Raw genomic sequence first — 17,507 nt, 5'->3', positions numbered from 1 at the left:
TTTTTTTCTTAATAAGTGTCTTATATTCCCACTCTTAACTTTAGTGACTATCTAATCGTTTAATGATAATGTTCAATAACAGGATCAAACCAACCACGGCGCAGGCAGGATAAATTAACAGCCAAGGGTAATGAACCATATCAAAAATACTTTGACCGATCATACCTCCCCACTCACCAGATTGTGATAAGAATCTATCCTCATCGTCTTCGCCAATAATCCCACCTTTGGCTTTTCCACCAATAAATATCTGGAATACACCAAGATGAGTTAATAAGATAATGGTAGCAATCGTTTGCTGAAGGAAGACAATATAAAATCGCTTTTTGAAGACGGGGAAAATTTGTCTTATTGAGATATGAAATTTACTCGCTCCGAGTAATCTTGACGCAATAACATAGTCCTTATTTAAAAGGAGTTCAAATTCCTTTAGTAAAAGTTCTATTAAAGGTGGGGTTCCGATTATCACGATAATAAGCACCTGATAAAATGTAAAGAAGTGACTCCCATACTTGTTGATGATAATCTCCTCTTCACTAGCTAATAGGAAAAATAAAATAAAAGCGGGAACATAAAGAAAGGGAGTTAACAATGATTCAATATAAGCCTTTAATGGCCTAAGAAAATATAAAACTGATAGACTACAAAAAATCCCTATTAACATTCTAATAAGTGTAACGACAATGGAAATGATAAACGTGTATTTAAACCCAATGATCAATTTTGTGAATAGGTCGTTTCCATTTTTATCTGTTCCTAATGGGTGTTCCAGAGATGAGGGTAAAGGCGGCCTTAAGACCTTACCGTCTGAAGAATAAATTAATTTCCCAGGCTCAACGCTTTTATTTACTCCAAATTCCAATAAGAAACTTGCGATCAATAAGAGAAATAAAAAAGTAAAAATCGAATATAAGATCCATTTTGACCGATTATCTTTAGTCATTTAATACGCTCCTCTCATAAAATCTGAAAGAAGCAGCTTTCAATAAGCCAAAAGGGATTAAGATCATGATGATTGCTACTGAAGTTAGGCTGCTATCACTAACTCTGTATAAAAGCGGGGTAAACCCTTGCATTTGAAATAGGAATTCAATAATAAATAACGAAGATAACATATACCAATAAATTAATCCAATATGGCTATATAAGGATTTCATCACATTTCGAATGACATGTCTTAAAATCACGGTAGTTCGGGATAAACCTTTTGCAATGGCAAACTCCACATACTGCTCTTCCATTTCCTCTTCAAAAATCTTGATCATAATTTTGATGACCATGACGATGGGTACGAAACTTAAGCAAATAATCGGAAGTAGATAAACATGGCGCCCAAATCCATACAACCTAAGGAGCTTAAAGCCTGTTGCTTGATAAAGATGGATCACTAATAATTGGCTTCCCAATATAATGATAATGTCCGGTATGGAATCTATTAGTAACAATAGACTTTTGAATAATCTTTTAAAATGCTTTGAAAAGAATAAAAATGCATATGAAAAAAGAAAGGACACAAAGATAGTAAGCACTAATGCCGAAAAAAGGACAACCATTGTGTAGATGTACGTATCTATAATATAAGGAAAAACAGCATATTCTTGACCAAAATAAAAAAACGTTGAATCATAAAGTGTAAATAAATAAGTAAAGGTTTTATAAACTGTTTTCAGATAATTTAATGGAAAAAATCCAAAATCTGAAGAAGAAAAGCCCCCATTAGTATTCAAATAAACTAAAGAATGAAGAGAAGTAATACTGCTGACACTGATTAAAAGTAAAGCTATTTTTATGGAGAGATTTAATATATACACGGAGAAACGTTTGATAAACATCACCACCCTACTTCCTGAAAAGATACCTTCCAATTCCGAAAAATGAGATAAATAATTCCATTTTTAGTATAACAATATTTACGGAGTAATTGTAAAATAATTCTAAATGTTGAACATCTTTAGCGGAATCCATCCTGTGCTTATCAGCAAAGACCATACCGAAATAGTGCCACCGACGAGGCAAAAACCATCATTATTTTGGATTTTTTTATATATGAGCATATTTTTATTGACAAATTTAGTTGTTTGTGTTATAATAATTATTTATTGACATCGACTATATTTCTATCATAAAATAAACTCCTAGCAGATCTATGCTGGGAGTTTTTCTGTTTTAAAAAGGGATATTGAAGGGGGAATTTAGTTGGAAACTGGGAAGGAAAGTTTAACTGCATTAGTTAGCTGCTTTGCGAGGGGATATCATGCATCAAAAAGTAAGGAGCCGATTTTTAATGACTTTATCGCTCATTCGCTTTTAAAAAATGAAGAAAAGCAGTTGATTGCCACCAATTGGGCAAAGGCCATTGCCTTCTTTGACCAGGAAAAAAGTGAAGCGTTAGAAACAATTGATGAAAAACTAGAATGGGTGATGAACAACCAAACGGTTCCTCAATTGGTAAGTCGGTCAAGGTATACGGAAGATGGACTTAGATCTGCGATTGAACGTGGATTTAAACAGTATGTCATTTTAGGGGCAGGTTTTGATACATTTGCGTTAAGGCAAGAAAATTTGCCGGAGGACTTTATAATCTATGAAGTAGATCACCCCGCCACCCAAGCTATTAAGATAAACCGTCTTCATGAAATGGGCATTGAACTCCCAGCTAACGTAAAATTTGTTCCGGTCGATTTCAAAAGCCATTCTCTTCGTGAAGAGTTGGAGAAAAGCGGCTATGATGAGCAAAAATATACCTATTTTAGTTTGCTGGGTGTTGTCATGTATTTAGCTAAAAAGGACTTCTATCAACTTCTCTCTTCTGTGGCGGAGATGTCCATAAACGGAAGTTCTTTTATTTTTGATTACCTCGATGATTCTGCTTTTAATAACAGAATTGCCTCAAAGAAATTAACCCAAATGAGACAAATTACGGCACAAACTGGTGAACCTATGGTTACGGGCTTTGACCCGTTTGAACTCGATTTAGAGCTGCAGGATTGCAATATGTTACTCTATGAAAATCTTTCACCAGCCAATATCGAAGAAATGTTCTTTGTGGATCGAGAAGATGGCTTGCACGCCTTCGACCATTTTCATTTTGCTCATCTAGTCGTGAATAAATAATGTATTATTAGCATGTTTCCATATCAGAAATTGAACCGATGTTTAATTTATGGTATATTTGAGTAAAATAAAAGTGACCAAAAAACTAAATTGGTCAACGGAGGTTGATATGGCAACCGATCGAAGAAAGATGATTGTAGAGGCGGCAACTAAGTCTTTTTCCTTATTTGGCTATAAAGCAACGACGATGGATCAAGTGGCAAAGCTAGCTAATGTAGGAAAAGGAACAATCTATACTTTTTTTAAAAATAAAGAAGAATTGTTTGAAGAGATCATCTCTTCGTTGGTAAAAGAAATGATGGCGGAGGCGGAAGCTGTCATCGAACCGGAATTACCATTTACAGAAAATGTCCATCGTGCGTTATACCGTTTATTAGAATTTCGCTCACAGCATCAACTGATGATTAAATTGGTCCAAGAGGAAACAGAAATGGGGACTTTAGCGGTATCGGAAATGCTCCAGCATGTTGAGAATGAAATTATTGCCTACTTAAAGAAGAAAATGGATTTGGCCAACGCTAAAGGGGCAATCCCACCAACCGATACAGAACTGTCGAGCTTTCTTCTTTTAAAAATGTATATTGCCTTGGTTTCAGACTGGGAAAGAAATCATCAGCCGTTAAGTTCCGAACAAATCGCAGAAATCATGAAAGTGTTTTTAGTAAAAGGTTTGCCGAAATGAAAAAGGCTTGTGTCCACACGTGTACACAAGCCTTTTTGGATTCACCCTTAAAATCACCGTTTTTTAGCCATGCTTTCCTGCGCCATTTTGACAAGCTCGCGGACCATACTGCCACCAAGTCGGCCGCCTACTTTTCCCGCCTGCTCAGAGGTAAGCTTACCGTTGTAACCCTTTTTCAATGGAACGCCCACTTCTTCCGCTGCTTCAAATTTTGCATCCTCAGGGTTGCCGGTATTTGCGACTTTTGCCTTCAAGGCATCTAAGCCATTGCGTGCCTCTGGGACAAGGATTTTATTTCTTCTTCTCGCCATGAAAATTCCTCCTTTATTAGTAGGATTACCTGATTGAAAAAATTAATCAACAATCACTGGAAAAACCCATATTAATCCAGTATAATAACTGGTAACAATTCGGATAAAATCAATGAGAAAGAGAGTAATTATCTAGGATGTAGCAGCGATTCAGGGGTGGTGGGAGCCTGAAACAGAGCAGATAATGAAGCGCACTTTTGAGATGCATGCCTGAAAAGAGAGTAGGGTATGCCGGAGAATCCTCCGTTATGAAAGAAAGCTGGTTCTTAAAGAACAATTAGAGTGGTACCGCGGGATTATGAACTCTCGTCTCTTTTAATAGAGACGGGAGTTTTTTGTTTTTTTTACAGATAGAAGGAGGTTAAAAAGATGAATTTTAAACAGGAGCTTGCTGCAATCTTATACGACTTACTTGACCAAGCGATTTCAGCAAAAGAGCTGGAACGGATGATTGAAAAACCTAAGAACCAAGAACTTGGTGACCTTGCTTTTCCTTGTTTTACTTTAGCCAAGCTGAAAAGAAAATCACCCAATCTCATTGCTGAGGAACTAAGGGAGAAGATAAACTCCCCCATTTTTGAAAAAGTAGAAGTGGTGGGAGCCTATCTTAATCTCTTTTTAAACAAAAAGACGGCTTCTGAAAAAGTAGTTCATGACATCATCTCTCAAAAAGGAACGTATGGGGCGCTTACGTTTGGAAACAGTGGCACTGTCACAATAGATATGTCCTCACCCAATATTGCCAAACCTTTTTCGATGGGACATTTGCGTTCAACGGTGATTGGCAATTCGCTTGCATTAATTGTCGAGAAATGTGGTTATAAGCCTATAAAAATCAATCATCTTGGGGACTGGGGAACACAGTTTGGGAAGTTGATCACAGCTTATCAGTTGTGGGGAGATGCAGAAAAGGTCAAACTCAATCCAATCAAGGAACTACTAACTCTTTATATTAAATTTCATAAAGAAGCGGAGTCTAATCCAACCCTTGAGGACCAAGGACGCAGCTGGTTTAAAAGACTTGAGGATGGAGATGAACAAGCATTAGCGCTTTGGAAATGGTTTCGAGAGGAGTCATTAAAGGAATTTTCACGAATCTATCGGCTAATGAACGTTGAATTTGACTCCTATGCAGGCGAAGCCTTTTATAATGACAAGATGGATCGTGTCGTTAAGCTTCTTGAAGAGCAACAGCTATTGGTCGAATCCGAACAGGCGCAGGTGGTGGATCTTACCGAGGAACAGCTTCCGCCATGCTTGATTAAAAAATCTGATGGGGCAACCCTGTATGCCACCCGTGATTTAGCGGCAGCTCTTTACCGCCAGGAGGAATACCAATTTGTCCAATCCTTATATGTGGTGGGCCATGAACAAAGCCTTCATTTTAAACAGTTAATAGCGGTGCTTGGAAAAATGGGATACGATTGGTCGAAACAAATGCACCATATTCCATTTGGATTAATGTTAAAGGATGGTAGGAAAATGTCGACCCGAAAAGGCAAGGTTGTTTTGTTAGAAGAAGTTCTAAACGAATCAATTGCTATGGCTAGACATAGTATTGAAATGAAAAACCCAAACCTTCCAAACAAAGGTGCTGTGGCTAAGCAGGTAGGTGTCGGGGCAGTCATCTTCCATGACTTAAAGAACAATCGAATGAATGATATTGAATTTTCCTTAGAAGAGATGCTTCGTTTTGAAGGAGAAACAGGTCCCTATGTTCAATACACTTACGCCAGGGCATGTTCAATTTTACGAAAGGCGAATGTCAAGGTAGACGGGAGCGCTTTAACCTACGAAAATACTTGGGAAAAAGAATGGAAGGTAACCAGTCTTTTAATGGAATTCGCTCCAGCCATTAAAAGAGCCTGCAAGAACTTCGACCCGTCCCAAGTGGCTAAATATATTATTGACGTAGCTCAAGTTTTCAATAAATATTATGCAGACGTAAAAATCCTTGAAGATAATACCGAACAACAGGGCAGACTAGCACTTGTCTATTCTGTCACGGAGGTTTTAAAGGAAGGCCTGCGATTGTTAGGATTAGAAGCACCGGCAGAAATGTAAGCTTTATTAGTTATGTTTAAAGCTATTATCAGATAGAATATAGGTATGAGTGGAAAGGGAGGCAAAGTAGAATGAGTGAATTATTACTTAAGCATTATCAGTTAGTGAGGGAAAGATTTATCAAAGGTGTTGCGGAACTAGAAGAGGGATTTGCTGACGTTCAACCGGAGGGATTTAATAATACCATTCACTGGCATGTTGGCCATGTATTAACGGTTGCTGAGCAATTTATGTTTGGCTTTCCGAAAAAATCAACACAGTTACCGGCAAACTATCTGGAGTTATTTGCCTCTGGTACCAGCCCGGCGGTTTGGCAGGGGGATGTTCCTTCGCTCCAGCAATTAATTGTGCAGCTGCAAGAACAAGTAACCCGGATTAAAGAAATACCGGCGGAGAGTTTTGACCAAAGATTAAAAACCCCATTCCTGGGTCAAGAAACCTTTGGTGAACTAACCAATTTCGCGATTTTCCATGAGAGTATTCATCTAGGCCAAATACAGGCCATGAAACGCGTCATTAATGCAGCTGCAAAATAGTTTGTTTGAAAATCCGTTTCTACTATTCGTAGAAGCGTTTTTTCATTTATTAAAACAGACTTGGAAAGGAGTAGTAAGCATCTTCTAGTTAAGTAAAGAGAGGAGGTCTCCTTGGTAAATGGATCAACAAACGCAGGTAAGACCTAAAGAGAAAATATGGACAAGGGATTTTGTTCTTATTGTATTAGCTAATTTTTTTATCTTTCTTGGATTTCAAATGACCCTGCCAACCATTCCGCTCTTTGTGGAGGAGTTAGGAGGGAATGATCAATTAATTGGGGTGGTTGTAGGGATTTTTACATTCTCTGCCTTACTCCTGCGCCCATTTGCAGGTCATTCACTTGAAACAAAAGGAAGGGGCTTTGTTTATTTAATCGGCTTAGCGATTTTTGTTCTGTCGGTTGGAACATTTGGGTTCCTGACAAGTATGGTCTTTTTATTTATTGTCCGCGTCGTCCAAGGGATAGGCTGGGGATTTTCTACGACGGCATCAGGGACAATTGCGACAGATTTAATCCCTGCTACAAGAAGAGGCGAGGGAATGGGCTATTATGGCTTATCAGGAAATTTAGCATTGGCTATTGGTCCATCTCTGGGGCTCGTGTTAACGGGCTTTTTACCCTTTAAGGTATTCTTTCTAATATGTGCAGGATTTGGATTGATTGCTCTACTGCTTTCATCCAGAATACGTTACAAAAAGGTAGACAAGAAACAGGAAGTTAGGACATTAAAGCGAGATCTTTATGAAAAAAGTGCCTTAAAGCCCTCGATGCTCATGTTCTTTATTACCGTAACCTTTGGTGGAATGGCCGCCTTTCTCCCGTTATATACAGCTCAAAAGGGTATTGCAGGAATCCAATTGTTTTTTTTGTTTTATGCGATTGCTTTAATGGTTACACGAACTTTTGCAGGCCAATTATATGACCGAAAAGGGCATCAAGCTGTCTTTATTCCAGGCACACTGTTAATTTTGGCAGCCATGCTGCTGTTATCGTGGCTTCCGAATAGTATGGTTCTATATACAGCTGCCTGTCTGTATGGTCTTGGCTTTGGTACCGTACAGCCAGCCCTGCAAGCCTGGTCTATTGAAAAGGTTCCAATCAACCGGAGAGGTATGGCGAATGCCACCTTCTTTTCATTTTTCGATTTAGGAATTGGCGTTGGTGCGATGTTGTTTGGACAGATTAGTCACTTGTTTGGGTACAGCAGCATTTATAAAGCATCAGCTATATCCATATTCCTTTCGATGCTTCTTTATTTCTTTTTCTTATATAAAGACCGTGTGGGAGTAGCCCACAAACGGTAATTGGCATGGAGACTAAATAATGTCTCCGTGCCTTTTTGTTTGAATCAGCGAATGTTTTTAAGAATTTCTTCATAATCGTGCTATTTAGGATAAGAATAAGGGGTAATAAAAGGTTAATCTCTTGTCGCATGAAAAATTTGGTTATTCGTCAAAAGAAAACACTTCATATTAACTACTCTGTTGTGTTAAAATCAATCGGTAATTCTACTTCAAATTTGGTGGGTGAATCTGGTGCTCTCTTCTTTTAAGAGATTCTTAATCGGCCGGCCGTTAAAATCAACGGCACTGGGCGAACAAAAATTAAATGTACTTAAGGCTTTAGCCATTCTTTCTTCCGATGCCTTATCATCTGTAGCATACGGGACGGAACAAATTCTAATTGTTTTAGCAACGGTAAGCGTTATTGCCTACTGGTATTCGGTTCCAATTGCCGTTGGGGTATTATTTCTATTAGCGGCGCTCATCCTTTCCTATCGACAAATTATCTATTCCTACCCTCATGGCGGCGGGGCATATATTGTATCGAAGGAGAATATTGGTGAAAAAGCTGGATTAATTGCTGGGGGATCCCTGCTAGTCGATTACATATTAACGGTGGCGGTAAGTGTATCTGCAGGTACAGATGCAATCACGTCGGCCTTCCCAACTTTACATCAACATACGGTGGGAATTGCTTGTGTCCTGGTTGTTCTCATTACGATTCTGAACCTGCGGGGCTTAACAGAATCGGCATCGATTCTAGCTTATCCGGTCTACTTGTTCGTTATTGCTTTGTTCTTATTGATTGGTGTGGGTCTTTATAAAATTATGACGGGGGATGTGTCAGCAACTGTTCAGCATGCACCAATAGGGGCACCTGTTCAAGGGATTACCCTATTCTTGCTGCTGCGCGCCTTTGCGTCGGGATGTTCGGCTTTGACTGGGGTTGAAGCTATATCGAATGCGATTCCGAGCTTTAAAGATCCGGCACCAAAGAATGCAGCTAAGACATTAGTTTTAATGGGAACCCTCCTTGCTTTGTTATTTACGGGGATTACGTTCTTAGCCTATTATTACGGAATTTCTCCAAAGCATGACGAAACGGTCGTTTCGCAAATTGCCAAGGAAACCTTTGGACGAAATTACCTTTACTTTTTTGTCCAAGGAACGACAGCGCTTATTTTAGTTCTGGCAGCGAATACGGGGTACTCCGCTTTTCCTTTATTAGCTTATGCACTTGCCAAGGACAAATATATGCCAAGGATGTTTACCATTAGGGGAGACAGACTTGGTTATTCTAACGGGATTGTTTCCTTAGGAGTAGCATCTATTTTGCTTATTATTTTTTCAAGAGGTAGAACAGAGCATTTAATCCCTCTTTATGCTGTTGGAGTATTTATTCCGTTCACCTTGTCACAATCGGGGATGATTATCAAGTGGTTACGGGAAAAACCGGCCGGATGGGTCGCTAAACTTAGTGCCAATTTAATTGGCGCGCTCATTACCTTAATCGTCTTAATTATTTTCTTCCTGACAAAGTTTTGGCAAGTATGGTTTGTGATCCTCTTTTTACCGTTAATCGTGATTGCTTTCAAACGAATAAATCGTCATTATGAAGCAGTTGGAGAACAATTGAGGATTTATTCTGATAAACCCGCGGTTCCGATTGAGGGGAATGTTATTATAGTTCCCGTTGCAGGGATTACCAGGGTTGTTGAGAACTCCATTAACTATGCGAAATCCTTAACCGATCAAATCTTTGCCGTATATGTTTCATTTGATCGTGAGGATGAAAAGCGTTTTGAAGAAAAATGGCAGCAATGGCAGCCGGATGTTCGACTTGTTACCTTACAATCACATTATCGAAGCGTGTTAATTCCGTTATCGAAATTTATTGATACGGTGGAGCACAAAGCGAGTGAGAACAACTACCGGGTGACGGTGTTGATTCCGCAGTTTATTACGAAGAAAAGCTGGCATAATATTCTCCACAACCAATCTAGTTTATTGATTCGTACCTATCTTATTTTTAAAAAGAAGGTCATCGTATCAACACTGCCATTTCATTTTAAAAAGTAATAGGGATGGATTTACGATTAGGGAAAAACCATGTAAAGAAGCTGGACAATTAGGCCCAAAGGAAATTTCCAAACAAAGAAAACCACCGCGAGTAGAATTAGTCGGTGGTTTTCTTTGTTTTTTTGATTATAAAGTAGATTGCCCCTAGAACAATAGCCCCGATGATGGCTGGCATAACATAAGGCTGGGCGTATTCTTTAATATTGGCCCAGTTGCTGCCGAGGACTTTGCCTAAGTAGAGGAATAGAATGGTCCATGGGATAATGGCTGCTACGGTGTAAAGTGTAAATTTAGTTGCTGACATTTTGGCAATACCGGCTGGAATGGAAATGGCATGCCTTACAACTGGAATGAACCGGGCCGAAAAAATTACGCCGGCACCATATTTTTCAAACCATTGTTCAGCAATATCGATATGATGCTTTTTAATCAGGACGTATTTCCCGTATTTTTCTAAAAAAGGTCTGCCTCCGTAATAACCGGCCCAATATAAAAATAATTGTGCAATCGTCCCGCCAATCGTCCCGGCAATAACGGCCCCAATAAAATTGAGATGCCCTTGTGAAATCATATAACCGCCATAGCCTAAAACAATTTCACTAGGGATGATTTCAATCATTAATCCTAAGGCAATCCCGAAATATCCTAATTGTGATAAAAACTCCAAAATACTATTAATAAAGTCTGTCATAGTTCACCTTCACTTAAGTAAATGTTAATTTTCTCTCCTTCACTAGTTTAAACTAGATTGTCTATTTAAGAAATAAATATGGTACTTTTCTTTAGGACATTCCTGAAATGTTAAAAAAGTAACGGGAGCCGTTACTTTTTACTTTTTCCTATTGAAGATATTTTAGAAACATAGTAGCGATTCCAAAGTAGGTGAGTAATGAAAAAATATCATTTAAGGTTGTGATCAGTGGTCCTGAGGCGACTGCTGGGTCAATTTTCATACGGAATAGAATGAGTGGAATAATCGTCCCTGCAAGTGTCCCGATGATTAAGGTGAAAAAAAGTGAGCAGCCGACAACCGCACCTAAAATGAGACTTCCCTGCCATATATAGGCGATAACAGCGATTAGAATAGAGCAAGTAATACCGATTGTAATGCCGACGCCAAGTTCCCTTGTGATTAACCGAGTAATTACGCCTTTATCAATATCATATGAAATCAGCCCTCTTACTACGACGGCTAGGGATTGCGTTCCTGTATTTCCAGTCATCCCGGCAATCATCGGCATGAAAAAGGCAAGTGCAACAACCTGCTTAAGGGTATCTTCAAAACTGCTGATAATTCGCCCTGAGATGACCCCGATGAATAATAGCAAGATCAGCCAAGGAAGTCTTCTGGCAGCGGCAACTAATGTTCTTGTTTCAAAGTCGATTGATTTCCCTGTAGCCGATAATTTTTCGATATCTTCATTTGCTTCCTTCATCACGATGTCAATAATATCATCGACTGTAACAATCCCGACAAGAATATTATTCTCATCAACAACGGGGATGGCAAGGAAATCATACCGCCCCACGATTTGGGCCACAATCTCTTGATCTGTGGTAACCGTAACGGAAATGATTCGTTCGTACATAATTGTTCGAATGTGTTCCTCCGGCTCTGCTAAAAGTAAATCACGGTAAGAAACCACTCCAACTAGTTTTCGCTCCTCATCAATAACATATAAATAGTTAATCGATTCGGCAAATTCAGCGAATACCTTAAACTTATCAACGGCTTCGCGAACTGTAAAATAGCTGCGGATCCAAACAAATCGGTTGGTCATGATCCTTCCGGCAGTTTCCGGTGGATATTTCATGATATCTCGGACGGCATTAGATTCCTCCGTCTTCATCCCGGATAGGAGGGAATCCTTCTTCTCGGGCGATAATTCATGCAGCAATAACGCCAAATCATCGTTATCCATTAAATCAAGGACCTTGCCGGACTTTTCAATTCCTAATATATTTAATAGGCCAAGCTGATCTTTTTTATCAAGTTCTTCCATCAAGTCCGCAAGTACGTCAATTTTTAAAAACAGCAGGAATCGACCTTTATGCTTTTCCGGCAGATCCTTATAAATCTTGGCCATATCGTAAGGCTGGAGTTCTTCCAGTATGTTCTCAAAGTCCGTTTTTTTATTTTCCTTTAAGGTTTTAATTATATAAAGACTTAATTCATCTTGAGTCATGTTTTTAATCATGGATGAGAGACCAGCTCCATTCTCTGCACTAACTGCATAAATTCTAACAGGCTATAGAAAAAATAGATGAAAAAGGAAAGATAACAAATACTAATCATCATTAAGCTTAAATCTAGTATGTGTCAATCAAACTTATTATTTGTAAAAGAATTGAAATAAGCTATTTGGACTATTATTTGATAAAATAAGGAAGTATTGATTATATCATTATTTAATGTGTTGAACGGAGGAGTTTTGCTTTGAAGAAGCATCATCAAGACATACGGGATCTCATCTATGTCCATTTAAATCAAACAGATCAGTATGTAATGTCTTACGGTATCGAATTCGATGAATTTGCTGCTGCTTTTTCAGGTTCATTAAGTCATTTGCTTTTACTAAAGCACCGCTTTGATGATGCTGATTTTAATATGCATACCCAACTTGAATACTGCCCTGAAGAAGGAATTACCAAGTTAGCTGCGGAAGATGTCTATAGTTATGGGGATTTTTGCTGGATTGATTTTATTGAGGAAGATGTGTTGAATGAACTGACTGGCCAGGAAATCGCTGAACTATTGTACCTAGGTCATCAAAAGCAACATTTAAAATTACCTTTTTACAATAAGCTTGGGAACCGTTTTGTTTATTTGGCTCATGATGATGGCTGGTTTAACAAAACCTATTACCGAAGCTTCAAGGATTTTTTCCAGGTTCTTAGTGAAGTAGTGGCAGGGAAATTAGCGAATCTTAAGATTGAAAAGTCAATCCTGGGACTTCGTAAGAAAAAATCCTATCCTCAGGTAAATAAAGAAATTCTTCTTGCCTTAACACCTTTTATCAAAGAAGGAATTTGCATTTCGTTACGAGATGCAGATCACCAACGAGGCCGAATAGAGATTCCCATTTGGGTCATTGGTGATTTTGCCAATATGGATGATATGGTAGAGGAATATGACCAAATATCATCAAAGCCCTATCATGCAAAAATCATTTTTGATAAAAAGACAAAGGAATGGAAGTTAAATGTCATCTAAATCTTTTTGTTGGGTAAAAAATTAGTCCCACTCTTTTGGGTGGGACTGTTTCATTGTCCAGCTCCAGCGCCCTAGCGGCTAGTGTCCTTCGCTCTCCGCCCTACGATAAGTCAACATCGAATCGCCTACGGCTCTTCGTGTTTCCTTTATCTCAGTTGGAGCGCTCCAGGCCATACGCCGCTGAACAGGGCGCTTGCGCTTTTCTTATGAGAACCACAGGGTGAATAGTCCTTCATTCACGCCTAAGTTATACATATAATAAATTCCGAATAATATGCTGATAATGCCTGCGAGATTATTCAAATATCTATTCAACTGTTTCCCTGATGTTAACACAAAGGGTATGCCAATAACTGTTGAAAAGCTGAGCATACCAACGACGGTACCACAACCGAAAATAAGTATGTATAAGGCGCCCTGCCAAGCAGTCGACACCGTACTCATTGTTAATAAAACCATTGCTGCACTGCCGGCCAGCCCGTGAATGAGCCCAATGAAAAAGGATTTAAAATGGGTCCGATTTTTTTTCTTATGAGTCGAGGTATGATGGGAGTCTTGGTGATGATGGCGATGTCTCATAAACACTATAATACTATTTAAGCCGAGACTAACCAGCATGATCCCCACGATAAATTCAAGACTCAGGGCAACCGTATAAGTGATGGTGTTTTTGGCAACAATCAAAAACATTCCAACAATGAAAAGTGTGGCAGTGTGCCCAATACCCCAGTAAACACCTGCAAAGATGGAGCGCTTTAAATCTTTTGATTCGCTTGCAATGGTTGACACGGCAATCACATGGTCAGGCTCAATTGCATGCTTAATTCCTAGCAAAAAGCCTAATAATAATATCGATAATAGTGATCCTGTCATTATGTCACCTCCTAATTAAACCGTTTAAAATAATTATACAGGATATATATGCTGGAAAAGGATAGAAAATTGACAAAATGGCCATTGTTAGTTTTTAAGCAAGCTATAGCAATCATAAAATATTCAGTAGGAAAATACCAAAAAGTCTTAGGTAACTACATTTCCTTTCTTATGAAATTAAGTGTTAAAATATAACCGTGAATGAAAAAATGGAGGTTTCGTATGAAAACAAAATTAGGTTTATTATATGGAGGAAAATCAGCTGAACATCAGGTGTCTCTCCAAACGGCACTGGCTGTTATTCGGGCGTTAGACCTTGAAAAATTTGAAATTCATCCTATTTACATAAATACCGAAGGAAAATGGATGAAAGGACCGCAATTAAGTGAGCCGGTAGAGAACGTAAAGGCACTTGAATTTTCAGAGGGGAATCAATTATCGCCTTTATCACTCGCGCCTGCACTTTTCCAAGCGGAGAAGCAGGAAACACTGGATGTGATTTTCCCATTGTTACACGGTCCAAACGGTGAGGATGGAACCGTGCAAGGATTATTGGAACTGCTAAACCTGCCATACGTAGGCAATGGAGTGCTTGCTTCTGCTGCAGGTATGGATAAGGTTATGATGAAAAATGTGTTTGCACAGGCAGGGCTTGCCCAAGTGAACTATGTAGCTTTTATAAAAAGTGAATGGGAAAAAGCAAAAGCAGAGGCCTATAGCAAGGTCGAAACGGAACTTGGCTATCCTTGCTTTGTCAAACCGGCGAACCTGGGCTCAAGTGTCGGCATCAGTAAATGCACTAATCGTGCCGAATTAGAAGCAGCCTTTGCCGAAGCTTTTCAGTTTGACCGCAAAGTCATTATAGAAGAAGGCGTTGTGGCCCGTGAAATTGAAGTAGCAGTTCTTGGAAATGATGAGCCTGAATGTTCGGTTGCCGGTGAAATTGTTCCGAAAAAGGACTTCTACGATTATAAAGCGAAATATGAAAGCGGGGATACGGCGCTAATCATCCCAGCTGACATTACAGACGAGGAATATGCTCAACTGAATGAAATGGCGGTTAAAGCTTTCAAAGCCTTGGATTGTTCCGGATTAGTCCGTGCTGATTTCTTCTTAACAAAAGATGGGAAAGCCCTGATTAATGAGGTAAACACGATGCCAGGCTTCACCCCGTTTAGTATGTTCCCGCTCCTCTGGAAGCACACGGGAGTAGAGTATCCACAATTGATTGAGCGACTTGTAAGTCTGGCTAAAGAAAGACATGCCGAGAAACAACAGATAAAGTTTACTTTTTAAAAAATGGAGACACGGCTAATGTGCCGTGTCCGTTTCTATGTCGAAAAGCGGAATCGCCCGATGAGCGAAGTCCAATATCACTTTTAAAAAAAAGGAGGATTTCAATTGATAAAACGATCGTTAAAACAGATAGCAGATATGGTTTCTGCCCAAAATGATAGTAGTCCGTTTGCTGAAACGACTATTACGGGCGTTTCGATTGATTCTCGTAAGATTGAAATCGGAAACCTGTTTATTCCTTTTAAAGGAGAGCATTCTGACGGACATGTATATGTGGAGGAATCCATCAAGAAAGGGGCAAGTGCTGCCCTTTGGCAAAAGGATGTGCCGAACCCGCCAACCCATCTGCCCATTTTGATTGTCGATAATTGCCTTGTGGCCTTACAGGAATTAGCAAGAAACTACCGGAAGCAATTAAGCGTAAAAGTAGTCGGTATCACAGGAAGCAATGGGAAAACAACGACAAAAGATATGACGGCCGGCATTCTTTCTACCCAATATAAAGTTCAAAAGACAGAAGGAAATTATAATAATCATATTGGCCTTCCATTAACAGTCTTAGGTTTAAACGAAGACACGGAAATTGCTGTCCTTGAAATGGGGATGAGCGGCAGAGGAGAGATTGAATTCCTTACGAATCTTGCCTGCCCGGATGCAGTTGTAGTTACCAATATTGGTGAATCACATCTTCTTGATCTTGGCTCACGGGAAGGAATTGCGGATGCAAAACTTGAAATCCTGCAAGGGCTAAAAGAGGGGGGACTAGCTGTCCTCCATGGTGATGAACCACTGCTGATGGAACGAATTCAAGTACATAAAGGCAGTGTCCGGGTTGAAACGTTCGGCAGAAATGAAACAAATAATATTTTTCCAACTGAAATTACCCAGTTAGATCATGGGAATCGTTTCAAAATTAATACCTCGACCACTTCTTTTGAACTTCCGGTCCTAGGAACTCATAATATATTAAATGCACTTGCTTCGATGCTAATTGCCAACTATTTCTCCATCCCTTTCGAGAAAATGAATGACGGTTTGGCTGGTATTAAGCTTACAAACATGCGGATGGAGCTAGTAGAAGGGGAGCAGGGTGAAAAAATAATTAATGATGCCTATAATGCAAGCCCCACTTCAATGATGGCAGCCATTGAATTAGTATCTAATCTTAAAGGCTATGAGCAAAAAATTCTGGTCTTAGGTGATATGTTAGAGCTTGGTCCGCAAGAGGAACAGTATCATCAGCAAATTGGCGCTTCCTTAAATAGTGATAAAGTCGACCTCCTATTCACCTATGGTAACTTAGGCGGACAGATCGCCAACTCAGCTCGCAACCTTTTGGGAGAAGAACGAGTCTTTGCCTTCACAGACAAAGCATCACTGATTAAAGAACTAAAGCGGCATGTAAATAAAAACACCTTAATCCTTGTAAAAGCATCAAGAGGAATGAAATTAGAGGAAATAGTTACCTCGCTGCAAAAAAATAAAGGAAATTAAAACTTGCCAGTTCATGAATGATTTCAGCTTGATAAATGAAAAATAACTGAGACCCCCCTTGTGAGGAGAAGTTGCCCTTATTATCGAGTAATAGGCATTTGATGAAGCGATAAGATTAGTTTGAATCAACTGTAACAAACTTGTCTTGATTGCAAAATACTAGCAATAGTGGTATGATGTTCATCAACGTGTCTAAAGAACGATTATTAAAGGGCATACTCCTTGAGGGAGCATGTTTTTTTTTGGTAAAATAAAGATGTTACCTATTTACGGCATTTTGATGCGTGTCAGCTCAAGCGCCATGGGAACCGAGCCGTTTCGGTCCTGCCTAAGATGAAGTATGAAAGTCCACTTCCATCCATCCTTGATGAAATTAAATCTACTTGAACAAAAGTAAAATAGAAGCTATTTCATTTTTAGTTAAGTCTAAAAGGACTTCAACTTGGGCCCTCCAGCGCTTTTCGCCTCTAAGAGCAGGCGCTTACGCTTTTCTGAGTATCAGGCGAAAATATTCAGCATTTAAAAAATATTTTCACATAGATGAAGGAGAATGAAAACA

15 protein-coding genes and 1 other annotated feature are annotated in these 17,507 nt (G+C 39.2%); of the genes, 9 read left to right on the top strand and 6 right to left on the bottom strand.

Annotated elements, in window-relative coordinates; translation table 11 throughout:
- Positions 1-40 precede the first annotated feature (40 nt).
- Entirely contained in the window at positions 41-943 is a 903-nt protein-coding gene (locus tag RCG22_RS14630; RefSeq protein WP_308103592.1) for an ABC transporter permease subunit, read from the bottom strand.
- Positions 936-1,832, bottom strand: coding sequence for an ABC transporter permease subunit (locus RCG22_RS14625; RefSeq protein WP_308107169.1), 897 nt, complete (start codon positions 1,830-1,832; stop codon positions 936-938). Before RCG22_RS14625 ends, RCG22_RS14630 begins: the two co-directional genes overlap by 8 nt.
- Before the next feature lie 364 nt (positions 1,833-2,196).
- On the opposite strand from RCG22_RS14625, the gene RCG22_RS14620 reads away from it, so the two are divergent.
- Both RCG22_RS14620 and RCG22_RS14615 read left to right on the top strand, forming a co-directional pair.
- Entirely contained in the window at positions 2,197-3,114 is a 918-nt protein-coding gene (locus tag RCG22_RS14620; RefSeq protein WP_308103591.1) for a class I SAM-dependent methyltransferase, read from the top strand.
- Positions 3,115-3,223: 109 nt separating this feature from the next.
- Positions 3,224-3,796, top strand: coding sequence for a TetR/AcrR family transcriptional regulator (locus RCG22_RS14615; protein ID WP_308103590.1), 573 nt, complete (start codon positions 3,224-3,226; stop codon positions 3,794-3,796).
- Between the two features lie 53 nt (positions 3,797-3,849).
- Here the strand turns inward: RCG22_RS14615 and RCG22_RS14610 are convergent, their stop codons facing one another.
- A complete protein-coding gene (locus tag RCG22_RS14610; protein ID WP_308103588.1) occupies positions 3,850-4,107 on the bottom strand; it encodes an alpha/beta-type small acid-soluble spore protein in 258 nt (85 codons plus the stop codon).
- A gap of 103 nt (positions 4,108-4,210) precedes the next feature.
- Positions 4,211-4,424: a binding site (T-box leader), on the top strand.
- Positions 4,425-4,476: 52 nt separating this feature from the next.
- Here RCG22_RS14610 and argS point away from each other — a divergent pair.
- The 4 genes from argS (at position 4,477) to RCG22_RS14590 (ending at position 10,071) form a co-directional block, all read left to right on the top strand.
- Positions 4,477-6,171: an arginine--tRNA ligase gene (gene argS, locus RCG22_RS14605; RefSeq protein WP_308103587.1), complete on the top strand. Its 1,695-nt coding sequence runs from the start codon at positions 4,477-4,479 to the stop codon at positions 6,169-6,171.
- Positions 6,172-6,242: 71 nt separating this feature from the next.
- A complete protein-coding gene (locus RCG22_RS14600; protein WP_308103586.1) occupies positions 6,243-6,707 on the top strand; it encodes a DinB family protein in 465 nt (154 codons plus the stop codon).
- 118 nt (positions 6,708-6,825) lie between these two features.
- Positions 6,826-8,013 (top strand): MFS transporter, encoded by a 1,188-nt coding sequence (locus RCG22_RS14595; protein WP_308103585.1) that lies wholly within the window; start codon positions 6,826-6,828, stop codon positions 8,011-8,013.
- Between the two features lie 231 nt (positions 8,014-8,244).
- The gene (locus tag RCG22_RS14590) at positions 8,245-10,071 is read left to right on the top strand and encodes an APC family permease (RefSeq protein ID WP_308103584.1); all 1,827 of its coding nucleotides are present in this window, start codon (positions 8,245-8,247) and stop codon (positions 10,069-10,071) included.
- A 97-nt stretch (positions 10,072-10,168) separates the two neighbouring features.
- On the opposite strand, the gene uptA is transcribed toward RCG22_RS14590, so the two are convergent.
- Together uptA and mgtE are read right to left on the bottom strand one after the other, a co-directional pair.
- The gene (gene uptA / locus RCG22_RS14585; RefSeq protein ID WP_308103582.1) at positions 10,169-10,762 is read right to left on the bottom strand and encodes an undecaprenyl phosphate transporter UptA; all 594 of its coding nucleotides are present in this window, start codon (positions 10,760-10,762) and stop codon (positions 10,169-10,171) included.
- Between the two features lie 148 nt (positions 10,763-10,910).
- Entirely contained in the window at positions 10,911-12,269 is a 1,359-nt protein-coding gene (gene mgtE, locus RCG22_RS14580; protein ID WP_308103581.1) for a magnesium transporter, read from the bottom strand.
- A gap of 239 nt (positions 12,270-12,508) precedes the next feature.
- Here mgtE and RCG22_RS14575 point away from each other — a divergent pair, with 239 nt between their 5' ends.
- Complete coding sequence (locus RCG22_RS14575; protein ID WP_308103580.1) at positions 12,509-13,285, top strand: hypothetical protein; 777 nt, start codon at positions 12,509-12,511, stop codon at positions 13,283-13,285.
- Between the two features lie 204 nt (positions 13,286-13,489).
- Here RCG22_RS14575 and RCG22_RS14570 read toward each other — a convergent pair whose 3' ends face one another.
- Complete coding sequence (locus tag RCG22_RS14570; RefSeq protein WP_308103579.1) at positions 13,490-14,158, bottom strand: sulfite exporter TauE/SafE family protein; 669 nt, start codon at positions 14,156-14,158, stop codon at positions 13,490-13,492.
- A 222-nt stretch (positions 14,159-14,380) separates the two neighbouring features.
- On the opposite strand from RCG22_RS14570, the gene RCG22_RS14565 reads away from it, so the two are divergent.
- Together RCG22_RS14565 and RCG22_RS14560 are read left to right on the top strand one after the other, a co-directional pair.
- Positions 14,381-15,454, top strand: a complete 1,074-nt coding sequence (locus tag RCG22_RS14565) for a D-alanine--D-alanine ligase (protein WP_308103578.1) — start codon at positions 14,381-14,383, stop codon at positions 15,452-15,454.
- Between the two features lie 105 nt (positions 15,455-15,559).
- The gene (locus RCG22_RS14560; protein ID WP_308103577.1) at positions 15,560-16,948 is read left to right on the top strand and encodes a UDP-N-acetylmuramoyl-tripeptide--D-alanyl-D-alanine ligase; all 1,389 of its coding nucleotides are present in this window, start codon (positions 15,560-15,562) and stop codon (positions 16,946-16,948) included.
- Positions 16,949-17,507: the final 559 nt, after the last annotated feature.

The sequence above is a fragment of the Neobacillus nitrireducens genome (genome assembly GCF_030915405.1).
In the GTDB taxonomy this organism is placed as follows: domain Bacteria; phylum Bacillota; class Bacilli; order Bacillales; family Cytobacillaceae; genus Neobacillus.
The sequence above is the reverse complement of the archived record's forward strand: the minus strand, read 5'-3'. Positions and strand labels throughout refer to the sequence as shown.

Bases quoted from the DNA above. Each gene is read 5' to 3' on its own strand.
- RCG22_RS14630 (WP_308103592.1), bottom strand. From the start codon at position 943: ATGACTAAAGATAATCGGTCAAAATGGATCTTATATTCGATTTTTACT.
- RCG22_RS14625 (WP_308107169.1), bottom strand. From the start codon at position 1,832: ATGTTTATCAAACGTTTCTCCGTGTATATATTAAATCTCTCCATAAAA.
- RCG22_RS14615 (WP_308103590.1), top strand. From the start codon at position 3,224: ATGGCAACCGATCGAAGAAAGATGATTGTAGAGGCGGCAACTAAGTCT.
- RCG22_RS14610 (WP_308103588.1), bottom strand. From the start codon at position 4,107: ATGGCGAGAAGAAGAAATAAAATCCTTGTCCCAGAGGCACGCAATGGC.
- argS (WP_308103587.1), top strand. From the start codon at position 4,477: ATGAATTTTAAACAGGAGCTTGCTGCAATCTTATACGACTTACTTGAC.
- RCG22_RS14600 (WP_308103586.1), top strand. From the start codon at position 6,243: ATGAGTGAATTATTACTTAAGCATTATCAGTTAGTGAGGGAAAGATTT.
- RCG22_RS14595 (WP_308103585.1), top strand. From the start codon at position 6,826: ATGGATCAACAAACGCAGGTAAGACCTAAAGAGAAAATATGGACAAGG.
- uptA (WP_308103582.1), bottom strand. From the start codon at position 10,762: ATGACAGACTTTATTAATAGTATTTTGGAGTTTTTATCACAATTAGGA.
- mgtE (WP_308103581.1), bottom strand. From the start codon at position 12,269: ATGATTAAAAACATGACTCAAGATGAATTAAGTCTTTATATAATTAAA.
- RCG22_RS14570 (WP_308103579.1), bottom strand. From the start codon at position 14,158: ATGACAGGATCACTATTATCGATATTATTATTAGGCTTTTTGCTAGGA.
- RCG22_RS14565 (WP_308103578.1), top strand. From the start codon at position 14,381: ATGAAAACAAAATTAGGTTTATTATATGGAGGAAAATCAGCTGAACAT.